Here is a 12,337-nt window from a genome sequence, read left to right on the forward strand (position 1 = left end):
CGCGCAAGCGGCACGGCTGCGGCACGGTGACGGCGGGTGCCGCCAAGCAAAGATCGATGAATGATGAGGTTCACCATGTCCCAGGACACAACCAGCTCCACGGCCACTGCTGCCCACCCCGAACTGCCAGCCAACAAGTCCTCCGCCGGAGGAGCCGCAAATGCCTCGGCCAACGGGGGCCAGGCCGGGAACGGCGACGCCTTCGAGAACCTCTCCCACGAGAACCGGAAGTTCGCCCCCTCGGAAGACTTCGCCGCGAACGCGGTGGTCACCGCCGAGGATTACGCGGAGGCCGACGCCGATCGGCCCGCTTTCTGGGCCCGTCAGGCCCGTGAAATGCTCACTTGGAGCAAGGACTTCACCCAAGCCCTGGACTGGTCCAACCCTCCCTTCGCCAAGTGGTTCGTCGGCGGCGAGGTCAACGCCGCCTACAACGCCCTGGATCGTCACGTGGAGAACGGGCTCGGCGACCGGGTGGCCATCTATTTCGAGGGCGAACCCGGAGACAGCCGCAGCTACACGTACGCGCAGCTCACCGACGAGGTCAAGAAGGCTGCCAACGCCTTCGAGTCCCTCGGCGTGGCCAAGGGTGACCGAGTGGCCGTCTACCTGCCCATGATTCCCGAGGCCGTCATCACGCTGCTGGCCTGCGCCCGGATCGGCGCCGTCCACTCGGTGGTGTTCGGCGGCTTCTCCGCCGATGCCCTCCGCTCCCGGATCGAGGACGCGGAAGCCAAACTGGTGGTCACCGCCGACGGCACCTACCGCCGCGGCAAGCCCAGCGCCCTGAAGCCCGCGGTCGACGAGGCCCTTGCCAAGTCCGGCCACACCGTCCAGAACGTGGTGGTGGTCAAGCGCAACGGCCAGGACGTCGACTGGCACGAGGGCCGGGACCACTGGTGGGCCGACACTGTTGACGCCGCCTCCCCGGAGCACACAGCCGTGGGCCACGACTCCGAACACCCGCTGTTCATCCTCTACACCTCCGGGACCACCGGCAAGCCCAAGGGGATCCTGCACACCACCGGCGGCTACCTGGCCCAGGGCGCCTACACCCACAAGGCCGTGTTCGACCTGCACCCCGAAACGGACGTGTACTGGTGCACCGCCGACGTCGGCTGGATCACCGGCCACTCCTACGTCGCCTACGCCCCGCTGATCAACGGCGCCACCCAGGTCATGTACGAGGGCACCCCGGACTCCCCGCACCAGGGCCGCTGGTGGGAAATCATCGAGAAGTACAAGGTCTCCATCCTCTACACGGCGCCCACTGCGATCCGCACGTTCATGAAGTGGGGCAAGGACATCCCGGCCAAGTTCGACCTCTCCTCCATCCGCGTCCTGGGCTCCGTGGGCGAACCCATCAACCCCGAAGCCTGGATGTGGTACCGCGACGTCATCGGCGCCAACGCCGGCAAGAACGGCGAGAAGAAGGACAACCCGGCACCGATCGTGGACACCTGGTGGCAGACCGAAACCGGCGCCCAGATGATCGCCCCGCTGCCCGGCGTCACCGCCACGAAGCCCGGCTCGGCCCAGGTCCCGCTGCCCGGCATCGCCGTGGACGTGGTGGATGAAGTCGGCGAGTCCGTGCCCAACGGCCACGGCGGCTTCCTGGTGATCCGCGAACCCTGGCCCGCGATGCTGCGCGGCATCTGGGGCGACCCGGAACGGTTCAAGGAAACCTACTGGTCACGCTTCGAGACCATGTACTTCGCCGGCGACGGCGCCAAGAAGGACGAGGACGGCGACGTCTGGCTCCTGGGCCGCGTGGACGACGTCATGAACATCTCCGGCCACCGCTTGTCCACCGCGGAGATCGAATCGGCCCTGGTCAGCCACCCGGCTGTGGCCGAGGCCGCCGTCGTGGGCGCCGCGGACGAAACCACGGGCCAGGCCGTCGTCGCGTTCGTGATCCTCCGCGAGGACGCCACGGATACCGGCGACGCGATCGTCCAAGAGCTCCGCAACCACGTGGGCAAGGAGATCGGACCCATCGCCAAGCCCAAAACCATCCTCGTGGTCCCGGAACTGCCCAAGACCCGCTCCGGCAAGATCATGCGCCGCCTACTCAAGGACGTCGCCGAAGGCCGCGAAGTGGGCGACGCCACCACCCTGGCAGACAACACCGTCATGGCCCAGATCGCGGCCTCACTCAAGAAGTAACCGCCACTCACGAAAAGCCTGCCGTCAAGGGCAGCATACGGCTCCGTTTACCCCGCCGGGCGCGTGTAAACGGGGCCGTTGTGCTTTGTGACGATTCAAACACGAACTGCGGCCAAAATGTTGTTTCCCGTTCTTTCCTGTTCTCTTTTGAGAGGTTATAGTCATGAGCATGTGAGGTGCCTCACATGCAGCTATTTTTCAAGGGAGAGAACATGGCAGCACAGTTTGATGCGTCGGCAGCTGGTTATCCGAGCCGGCGGACAATCCTCAAGACCGTCGGCGTCGGGGCGGCAGGACTGGCCGGCATCCCGTTCCTCGCAGCCTGCACCGGCGGCAGCGGGCCGTCAGCCACAGGCTCCGACTCCCCCGGACTGACGTTCGGTTCGGGATCCTCGGATGATGTCCCCAAGCGGGCGTACCAGGCAGTCACCGATGCATTTACCGCCAAGACCGGCAAGAAAGTCACCACCAACGTGGTGCCGCACAACGATTTCCAGAACAAGATCAACTCCTACCTGCAGGGCTCACCGGACGACACCTTCACGTGGTTCGCCGGCTACCGCATGCAGTATTACGCGGAGAAAGGACTGCTGGCCCCCATCGACGACGTCTGGGAGAGCATCGGGGGCAACTACTCGGAGGCGCTGAAGAAAGCCTCCACCGGCCCCGACGGCAAGCTGTACTTCGTACCCAACTACAACTACCCGTGGGGGTTCTTCTACCGGAAGAGCCTCTGGACTGAGAAGGGCTACGAAGTTCCCGAGACCTTCGACGCCCTCAAGTCCCTGGCCACGAAGATGAAGGCCGACGGCATCATTCCCATCGGCTTTGCGGACAAGGACGGCTGGCCGGCCATGGGCACCTTCGACTACATCAACATGCGGCTGAACGGCTACCAGTTCCACGTGGACCTGTGCGCCCACAAGGAGTCCTGGGACCAGCAAAAGGTCAGCGCCGTTTTTGACACGTGGGCCGAGCTGCTCCCCTTCCAGGACCCGGCGGCCCTCGGCCAGACCTGGCAGGATGCCGCCAAGGCCCTCGAAGCAAAGAAGACCGGAATGTACCTGCTGGGCTCCTTCGTGACCCAGCAATTCACTGATCCTGCAGTCCTGGCTGATATCGGATTCTTCGCCTTCCCGGAAATCGCCATGGAAGGCCGGGACGCCGTCGAGGCCCCCATCGACGGCCTTCTCCTGTCCAAGAAGGGCGGCGAGAACAAGGCTGCCCGCGACTTCATGGCGTTCCTCGGAACCGCCGAGGCGCAGGACGCGTACGCGGCGGTGGATGCGTCGAACATCGCCACCGCCAAGGGTACGGACACGTCCAAGTTCACCCCGCTCAACAAGACGTGCGCGGATACCATCGCGAACGCCAAATACATCAGCCAGTTCTTCGACCGCGACGCCCTGCCGGCCATGGCCAACAACGTGATGATCCCGGCGCTGCAGACCTTCATCAAGGACGGCAAGATGGACGTCAAAAACCTCGAAACCCAGGCCAAGACACTCTACGCAGCCCAGTAGCGAGGGAAGACTTCCATGAGCAGCACCGCAAGAGACCTGGTTCCGCCCGAAGCCAGGGCGCCCGAGGGCGCTCCCGTCAGGCGGGCCAAGGGCGGGCGGGTCCGCCGCCTGTCCGGACGCGACAAGCTTGTCTTGTCGCTGATGGTGGGCATTCCCACCCTGATCGAGCTGACGCTCGTATGGCTGCCGACGCTGATGTCGGTGGGCCTCAGTTTCACCCGGTGGAACGGCCTGGACCTGGGCGCCATCCGCCCGGCTGGCCTGGACAACTACCAGTACGTCACCCAGGATTACCCGCCGTTCTGGCCCGCCGTGCAGCACAACCTGCTGTGGCTCTTGTTCCTGGCCCTCGTGGCCACCCCGCTGGGGTTGCTGCTGGCCGTGCTTCTGGACCAGAACATCCGCGGCAGCAAGATCTACCAGAGCATTTTCTTTGCGCCGGTCATGCTCTCGCTGGCCCTCATCGGCATCATCTGGCAGCTCTTCTACCAGCGGGACAACGGGCTGCTGAACTTCCTCCTGGGCACCGCCGGGACGCCGCAGGCCGTGGACTGGTTCGGGGACTCCTCCGTCAATATCTGGGCCGCGATGATAGCGGCCACGTGGCGGCATGCCGGGTATGTCATGCTCCTCTACCTGGCCGGGCTCAAGGGGGTTGACCCCAGCCTCAAGGAGGCCGCGGCCATTGACGGGGCCAACGGCTTCCAGACCTTTTTCCGTGTGGTCTTTCCCGCCATGCGGCCCATCAACATCGTGATTGTGGTCATCACCATCATCGAATCGCTGCGCGCCTTTGACGTCGTCTACGTCATCAACCGCGGCACCAACGGCCTGGAAATGCTCAGCGCCCTGGTGATCCAGAACCTCGTGGGTGAAGGACAGGTGATCGGCGTGGGCTCGGCGCTGGCCGTGGTGCTGCTGGTCATTTCCCTCGTCCCCATCGTCTTCTACCTCAGCCGCACCTTCGGCAAGGAGGGCAAAGCATGAGCACCACCACACGGACCGGCAGAACCGATACCGCGGCCGGGCTCCGCTCCGGCAGCCGGCCGAAGCGCCACTACGGCACCCATATCTTCCTCACCGTCATGGCCGTTATGTGGCTGGTCCCGCTGGGCTGGTCTCTCTTCACGGCCCTCCGCCCGGTGGCGTCGACCAACGAGCACGGCTATTTCAGCCTGGCCGGCGACTTCAACTTCAACAACTTCACCCAGGCCTGGACGCAGGGCGGGTTTTCCACCTACTTTTGGAACTCCGTCATCATCACGGTCCCGGCCGTGCTGCTGACACTCTTCCTGGCGTCCCTGATGGCGTTCGCCGTGAGCCGCGTGAGCTGGAAGTTCAACATCACGCTGCTGATCATGTTCACCGCCGGCAACCTGCTGCCGCCGCAGGTCCTCGCCGCGCCGCTGTTCGAAATGGCAAAGCATTTCGAGGTGCCGTACTCCTTCAGCGATTCCGGCAACATGCTGAATACGTACATCGTGGTGATCGCCGTCAACACGGCTTTCCAGATGGGCTTCTGCACCTTCGTGCTGTCCAACTACATGAAAGCTCTCTCCGCCGACCTGACCGAAGCCGCGCTGGTGGACGGCGCCGGTATCTGGCGGCAGTACCGGGAGATCATCATGCCGCTGTGCCGGCCGGCGTTTGCCGCCCTCGGCACGCTGCAGGTCATCTTCATTTACAACGACTATTTCTGGCCGCTGATTTTCATCCAGAGCGGCAACCGGCTCCCGATCACCACGGCCATCAACAACCTCCAGGGCCAGTTCCTGAACAACTACAACCTCCTGGCCGCCGGTGCCGTCATCACAGTCATTCCTACCCTGGTGATCTACCTGCTCCTGCAACGGCAGTTTGTTGCAGGGCTGACTCTTGGTTCCAGCAAGGGGTAGACCATGATGGACTCTGACGGGGACCGCGTTCCCCCAGCCGCAGCCCGAAAGGAACTCCATGCTCCCCGCAGCACGCCACCAGGCAATCGTGGACGCCGTCCAGCGCGAACGGGTGGTCCGCGTCTCGGACCTCGCCCAGCAGCTGGGTGTGTCGCTCATGACCGTCCGGCGGGACATCGAGCTGCTCGAGGAAGGCGGCCGGGTGGAGCGGATCCATGGCGGTGCCAAGCTGCCGGGCGATGCCAGCACCCATGAACCCGGTTTCGAGCAGAAGTCCACGCAGCTAACGGCGGAGAAAAGGGCCATCGCAGTTGAAGCGGCTTCCTTAGTCCACGAGGGCATGGCCGTGGGGCTGGGGGCCGGAACAACCACGTGGGCGCTGGCGAAGGAACTTGTCAACGGCCCGCGCATCACCGTGGTGACCAACTCCATCCGCATTGCCGACCTCTTCCATCACGGCTCGTCGTCCGGCGCGGGACGCTACGGCTCCACGGTGATCCTGATCGGCGGCGAGCGAACGCCGTCGGACGCGCTGGTGGGACCCATTGCGACGGCGGCGCTCAAGCAGCTGCATCTGGACCTGCTGTTCCTGGGCGTGCACGGCATGGATCCCGATGCCGGGTTCACCACCCCCAACCTGCTGGAGGCCGAGACCGACCGTGCGTTCGTGGCGGCCTCACGCAAGGTGGTGGTGGTTGCCGACCACACCAAGTGGGGCACGCAGGGAATGAGCACCATCGCGGGGTTCGAGGAAGCCGACGAAGTCATCAGCGACGCCGGCCTCAGCGGGGAAGCGCGGCGCCTCCTCCAGGAAAGCGTCAGCCGGCTGCGGATCGTCAGCGCGGGGTAGCCCGGCCACGCGACCGCGCGGGTCGGCCGCCCGACTGCCCGGTGGCAGCCTAGGGGCAGCCGCAGGACTGCCTGATGCGCAGTTTCGTGGGGAACAGCCTGTGTTCTGGCGGGCTGCCCTTCGTCTCCCCCACCAACGCACTGACGGCCGCCTCGGCCATGGCGCGCACGGGCTGCTCCACCGTGGTCAGCGCGGGCCAGCTGAATTCCGCCTCTGCCGAACCGTCGAAGGACGTCAGCGCCATGTCCTGCGGCACGGAGATGCCGGCTTCGTGCAGGGCCCGGAGGATCCCGATGGCCTGCATGTCCGAGCTCGCAAAAACAGCCGTGGGGCGGCCTGCCGAAGCGACCAGGCGCTGCCCCGCCTTGTAGCCGCCCTCGCGGGTGAATTCTCCGCGGACAACGGGGCCCTCCGGCAACCCAGCGCCGGCCAGGGCCTGAAGCCAGCCCTGCTCACGTCCGTCGAACTCGTTGGAGACGTTGGAACCCATGGCCAGTGCGATGTTGGTGTGGCCGTGGCCGATCAGGTGCTCCACCCCGATCTTGGCTCCGGCGGCCAGATCCACGCCCACGCTGTTGAAACCGGGCGATTCGCCGCCGTGGTTGAGCAGGACCGAGGGGATCTCCGCCGATTCGAGGTCCGCCAGGTCAGGTTCAAAAAGGACACTGGCCAGCACCACTCCGTCCACCTGGCGGGCTGCCAGGTTGCGGATGTTCCGGCGTTCCTTCGCCACACTGCCGTCTGAGTTCGTCAGGAACAGCGCGAATCCGCGGTCAGCGGCGGCGTCCTCCACAGCGTGGGCCAGCAATGAAAAGAATGGGTTGCTGTTGTCCGGAATGATCAGGCCGATGGTCTCACTGGACCCTAGTTTCAGCGCGCGTGCGGCGGCGTTGGGGCGGTAGCCCAGGACGCGGATTGCGTCCTGGACCTTCGCCTCAGTGGCCGGCGCAACCCGTTTGGGCCCGCCGTTCACGACGTAACTGACCACAGCCGTGCTCACGCCTGCATAGCGGGCAACATCCTTGCGGGTTACCGGGCTTCGGGGCGGGTGGGTTGCGGAAGTGGTCATGGAGTACATGCTAGCTATCCACCCTGCGGTGCGTCGCCAAAGTCGCGGATGGGAAGGCGTTCGCCGTTCCGTTGGGCCGAGGCGTGCGCCACGATCCCGGGAAGGGTGAACCGCGCGGCAACCCAGGCATTGATGGGCGGGAGCGTCCCTTCGTTGACCGCGGTCACAAAGTCGTCCACCAGGAACTGGTGGCTTCCCTCGTGCCCGTTCGGGGCGCCACGGAATTCCTCCGGCAGGCGGCTGCGGTCGTGTACGGGAGCAAGGCCGGAGATGAAGGCGTCCCGCAGTTCGGGTGCGACGTCCGCCAACGACGGGTCATCGAGCGGGATGCTGGGCTTGGTCTCCACCTGTTCAGAGATGTCGTGGACATTCTCCTTGTCCTGCCACACCGTGACCTTGGCGAGCTGCTCGAAGCTGGCTTCGGTGCCGAAGAAACGGAACCGCGACTCCCGGATGTGGGACGGGTAGCCGACGCGGCGCATCTCGTTGGTGCGCATGGCACCGCCGTCGTTCAGTTCAAAAAGCGCCGTGGCGTTGGAGAAGTCGTTGTCGAACATGCTCACGTCCCTGTCGAAGACACCGTCCCCCCGGTCGTCCTTGACGCCGATGCAGCTGACACTGACCGCGTGGGCGGGCAGGGCACCCAGGACACCGCCGATTGCGTGGGTGGGGTACAGCATCGGCGGGTAGCTCGCCGTCGCCTTCCATGCGTCTCCGCCGCTGTACTGGTAGGCGTCATAGAAGCCGAGGTCCATGTCGTGGACGTAGTCGCCCTCGCTATAGAAGATCCGGCCGAACTTGCCGGCGGCGTGCTGGTTGCGCGCGTAGACCGTGGCCGGGTTGTAGTAGCTTGTCTCGCCCATGGCGTAGACGAGCCCGGTTTCCTTCACGGCCTCGATGATGCGTTCGATCTCGTCTTCCGAAACAGCCATGGGGACAGCGGAGTAGACATGCTTGCCGGCGCGCAGCGCCTGCTCCACCAGCGGCCCGTGGGTCCAGCGCTGCGTAAAAATGGCGACGGCGTCGACGTCGGACGCCAGCAGCTCCTCGAAGCTCGCCTTGGTGCCGTCGAGCCCCCAGTGCTCCAGCGCGGCGGCGGCGCGTTCCGGCCGCTCGTCAACGACATAAACCTCGCTCACGCCCGGGTGGAGCTTGAAGAGGTGGGCAAAGTGGCCGCCGAACTGTCCGACGCCGACGACTCCGATAGAAAACGTCATTGATTACCTTTCCTGGTTGCCCGCAGGTCCGGGCATGAAGAGCCCCGTGCGGGCCTGCCGAAAGTCTTTCACCGCAATCTACTCGAGTCAACAGATTGAGAACGTTTCAAAGGTAACTTTCAATGTTTTCAAGAGATAAGGCTTGCTCTACCAAATCTACTCGTGTAGATTTCTATCCAGTTGTTACCCACATCACAGTCAGGAAAGGGTCGAAGATGACCACCCTTACCAAGCAGCAACAGGACCCGGCAGCACGGGCCCGCCGCCCCAAGGCAGCGAAACCTGTCCAGAAGAGCCTCATCCACCGCCTCGGCGACTTGAAGGTGGCACTGTTCTTCATCTTCCCGGCGATGATCGGGTTTGTTCTCTTTTATTTGATCCCCACCATCCGGGGCGTCTACCTCAGCTTTACCGAGTACAGCATCCTGGGTGAGCCCACCTGGATCGGTATGAAGAACTACACCGCCATGCTCGGCGATGAACTGTTCTGGAACGCCATGGCAGTCACCGTCCAGTACGTCGGGCTGAACATCGGATTCCAGACCCTGATCGCCCTCGGACTGGCACTCCTGATGCACCGGGTGGCAAAGTCCACCTTTATCCGGGGCGCGCTGCTGCTTCCCTTCCTCGTGGCGAACGTGATCGTCGCCCTCCTGTGGTTCTGGATGCTCGACTACCAGATGGGCATCGTCAACGAAATCATCAACTGGATGGGCCTGCCGCGCATCGCCTTCTTCGGCAGCGAGCAGTGGGCCATTCCCACCATCGCCGCCGTCAACGTCTGGCGCCACATGGGCTACACCGCCCTGCTGATCTTCGCCGGGCTCCAGTCGATCCCCAACCACGTCTACGAGGTTGCATCGCTCGACGGCTCATCCGCCACCCGGACCTTCTGGAGCATCACCATGCCGCTCCTGCGCCCTGTCATGGTGCTCGTGCTGGTGGTCACCGTGATCGGGTCCTTCCAGGTGTTCGACACGGTGGCCGTCACCACCGCCGGCGGCCCCATCAACGCCTCCCGCGTCATCCAGATGTACATCTACCAAAAGGCCTTCGGCGAATCGGACTTCGGCTACGCCTCGGCACTGTCCGTCATTCTCTTCCTCATTCTTGCCCTGGTGGCCTTCGTGCAAATGAAGTTCCTCAAGGGCAACGAATCGGATCTGGACTAAGGAACCCCAGCCATGAGCACCTCAACACTTACCCGCAAGAAGTCCGTCAACATCGTTCCCGTCAAGAAGCCGGTCAACTGGCGCCGCGTCGGAGCCTGGGCCCTCGTGGCCGTCGCCGTAGCTGTCACCGTGGCGCCCTTCCTCTGGATGCTGCGGACGGCGCTGTCGAGCAACCATTCCCTGGCAGCCAACGCGGGCAACCTGCTCCCCGCGGACTTCAGCCTCGGCGCCTTCAAACGGGTCCTCGGGATGCAGACCCCGGAAGAGGCCATCGCGGAAGGAGGCTCGGGAGCAGCGATCAACTTCTGGCTCTACCTGCGGAACTCGGTCATCTTCGCCACCGTCACCACCGCCGGACAGGTCTTCTTCAGTGCGATGGCCGCCTACGCCTTCTCCCGGCTCCGCTGGCCCGGACGGAACGTGGTGTTCAGCCTCTTCCTGGCCACGATGATGGTCCCGCCGATCTTCACCGCGCTGCCCAACTTCCTCATGATCAAGAACCTGGGGCTGCTCAACACGTTCGCCGGCATGACGCTGCCGTTCCTGTTCATGACCCCGTTCGCCATCTTCTTCCTGCGACAGTTCTTCCTCAGCATGTCCCGGGAAGTCGAGGAAGCCGCCATGCTCGACGGCGCCAAGCACCTCCGTATCTTCTTCCAGATCGTCCTCCCCAACGCCGCCGCACCCCTGGCCACCCTGGCCCTGCTGACGTTCATCGGCCAGTGGAACGAGTACTTCTGGCCGCTGCTGGTGGGCCAGGACGAAAGCGTCCGTGTCCTCACCGTCGGCCTGGGCGTCTTCAAGTCCCAGTCCCCGCAGGGCGCCCCTGACTGGACCGGACTGATGGCCGCAACCCTGGTGGCCGCCATCCCGGTGCTGCTGCTGTTCATCGCCTTCGGCAAGAAGGTAGTGAACTCCATCGGCTTCTCCGGCATCAAGTAATCCCCTTCACTTTCACCCCCTCCCCTGAAACACCCTCGAAAGGTCCATCATGAAGAAAACCATCGGCGCCGCAGCTGTCGCCGCAGCCATCGCGCTCTCCCTCTCGGCCTGCGGCGGCGGAAGTCCCGCCTCCAGCGAAGCCAAGGGCGAGATCAACTACTGGCTGTGGGACGCCAACCAGCTCCCCGCCTACCAGCAGTGTGCAGACGACTTCACCAAGGCCAACCCGGACATCAAGGTCAAGATCACCCAGCGCGGCTGGGACGACTACTGGACCACGCTCACCAACGGCTTCGTCGCCGGCACCGCCCCTGATGTCTTCACCAACCACCTCTCGAAGTACCCCGAATACGCCGCAAAGAAGCAGCTTCTCTCCCTCGATGACGCCGTCTCCAAGGATGGCATCAAGCTGGACAGCTACACCAAGGGCCTCCCCGAGCTCTGGGTCGGCCAGGACGGCAAGCGCTACGGCCTGCCCAAGGACTGGGACACCGTAGGCCTGTTCTACAACACGGCCCTGACCGACTCTGCCGGCATCAGCGCCGAAGACATGGCCAGCCTGGACTGGAACCCCTCCGACGGCGGCAGCTACGAGAAGACCATCGCCCACCTGACCGTGGACAAGAACGGCGTGCGCGGCGACGAAGCGGGCTTCGACAAGAACAACGTGGCCACCTACGGCCTGGGCCTGGCAGGCAGCGGCTCCGGCCAGGGCCAGACCGAGTGGAGCTTCCTGAGTGCCACCACGGGATGGACCCACACGGACAAGAACCCCTGGGGCACCAAGTTCAACTACGACGACCCCAAGTTCCAGGAAACCATCGCCTGGTGGGCCGGCCTCGTCGAGAAGGGCTACATGCCCAAGCTGGAAACCACTGTCGGCGCCAGCCTTGCCGACAACTTTGGTGCCGGCAAGGCCGCCATCAACACCACCGGCGACTGGCTGATCGGCCAGTACCAGAGCTACAAGGGCGTGAAAACCGCGTTCGCCCCCACCCCCAAGGGCCCCGACGGCAAGCGCGCCAGCATGTTCAACGGCCTGGCCGACTCCATCTGGGCCGGCACCAAGAACCCGGCTGCATCCGTCAAGTGGGTTGAATACCTCGCCTCCACCGATTGCCAGGACGTTGTGGCCTCCAAGGCCGTAGTCTTCCCCGCCATCACCAGCTCCTCCGAGAAGGCAGCCGAGGCGTTCAAGGCCAAGGGCACCGATGTCTCGGCCTTCACCACGCACGTCAAGGAAGGCACCACCTTCCTCTTCCCCATCGCGGACAAAGCGGCCAAAGTTGATGGCATCATGAAGCCTGCGATGGACGCCGTGCTCTCCGGCAAGAAGCCTGCCAGCTCCTTGACCGAAGCCAACAACCAGGTGAACGCCCTCTTCAAGTAGGCCGAACCTGACGTGGCTGCGTAAGTGGTCGCAGCCACACCCCCGGGTGCCGCTGTTTCTTCCTCGCGAAGCAGCGGCACCCGGGGGAACCCAACACCACATTCAGAAGAATC

General features: G+C 64.3%; 10 protein-coding genes. 8 read left to right on the forward strand and 2 right to left on the reverse strand.

From position 1 onward, the window contains the following. Window positions 1-75 precede the first annotated feature (75 nt). From acs to CXQ91_RS08110, 5 genes are all read left to right on the forward strand, one after another. Window positions 76-2,166 carry an acetate--CoA ligase gene (acs, locus tag CXQ91_RS08090; protein WP_104173451.1) on the forward strand — a complete coding sequence of 697 codons (2,091 nt, stop codon included), beginning with the start codon at window positions 76-78 and terminating at the stop codon, window positions 2,164-2,166. Between the two features lie 212 nt (window positions 2,167-2,378). Next, on the forward strand, window positions 2,379-3,689 hold the full coding sequence (locus tag CXQ91_RS08095; protein WP_258073881.1) for an ABC transporter substrate-binding protein: 1,311 nt from the start codon (window positions 2,379-2,381) through the stop codon (window positions 3,687-3,689). A gap of 15 nt (window positions 3,690-3,704) precedes the next feature. Next, entirely contained in the window at window positions 3,705-4,676 is a 972-nt protein-coding gene (locus CXQ91_RS08100) for a carbohydrate ABC transporter permease (protein ID WP_104173399.1), read from the forward strand. Then, the gene (locus tag CXQ91_RS08105; RefSeq protein ID WP_104173400.1) at window positions 4,673-5,584 is read left to right on the forward strand and encodes a carbohydrate ABC transporter permease; all 912 of its coding nucleotides are present in this window, start codon (window positions 4,673-4,675) and stop codon (window positions 5,582-5,584) included. The genes CXQ91_RS08100 and CXQ91_RS08105 overlap by 4 nt, the downstream gene beginning before the upstream one ends. Window positions 5,585-5,642: 58 nt before the next feature. After that, complete coding sequence (locus CXQ91_RS08110; protein ID WP_104173401.1) at window positions 5,643-6,434, forward strand: DeoR/GlpR family DNA-binding transcription regulator; 792 nt, start codon at window positions 5,643-5,645, stop codon at window positions 6,432-6,434. A 49-nt stretch (window positions 6,435-6,483) separates the two neighbouring features. Here the strand turns inward: CXQ91_RS08110 and CXQ91_RS08115 are convergent, their stop codons facing one another. After that, window positions 6,484-7,512 carry a LacI family DNA-binding transcriptional regulator gene (locus tag CXQ91_RS08115; RefSeq protein WP_181038822.1) on the reverse strand — a complete coding sequence of 343 codons (1,029 nt, stop codon included), beginning with the start codon at window positions 7,510-7,512 and terminating at the stop codon, window positions 6,484-6,486. 5 nt (window positions 7,513-7,517) lie between these two features. Next, window positions 7,518-8,720 (reverse strand): Gfo/Idh/MocA family protein, encoded by a 1,203-nt coding sequence (locus CXQ91_RS08120; RefSeq protein ID WP_104173402.1) that lies wholly within the window; start codon window positions 8,718-8,720, stop codon window positions 7,518-7,520. A gap of 215 nt (window positions 8,721-8,935) precedes the next feature. Here CXQ91_RS08120 and CXQ91_RS08125 point away from each other — a divergent pair, with 215 nt between their 5' ends. The 3 genes from CXQ91_RS08125 to CXQ91_RS08135 are packed head-to-tail and all read left to right on the forward strand — an operon-like array spanning window position 8,936 to window position 12,224. Further along, window positions 8,936-9,892, forward strand: a complete 957-nt coding sequence (locus tag CXQ91_RS08125; protein ID WP_104173403.1) for a carbohydrate ABC transporter permease — start codon at window positions 8,936-8,938, stop codon at window positions 9,890-9,892. Window positions 9,893-9,904: 12 nt separating this feature from the next. Further along, window positions 9,905-10,834: a carbohydrate ABC transporter permease gene (locus CXQ91_RS08130; protein ID WP_104173404.1), complete on the forward strand. Its 930-nt coding sequence runs from the start codon at window positions 9,905-9,907 to the stop codon at window positions 10,832-10,834. A 49-nt stretch (window positions 10,835-10,883) separates the two neighbouring features. Further along, window positions 10,884-12,224, forward strand: coding sequence for a sugar ABC transporter substrate-binding protein (locus CXQ91_RS08135; protein WP_104173405.1), 1,341 nt, complete (start codon window positions 10,884-10,886; stop codon window positions 12,222-12,224). The last annotated feature ends 113 nt before the right edge of the window (window positions 12,225-12,337 follow it).

This window comes from Arthrobacter sp. Y81 (assembly GCF_002929335.1).
Classification (GTDB): Bacteria; Actinomycetota; Actinomycetes; order Actinomycetales; family Micrococcaceae; genus Arthrobacter.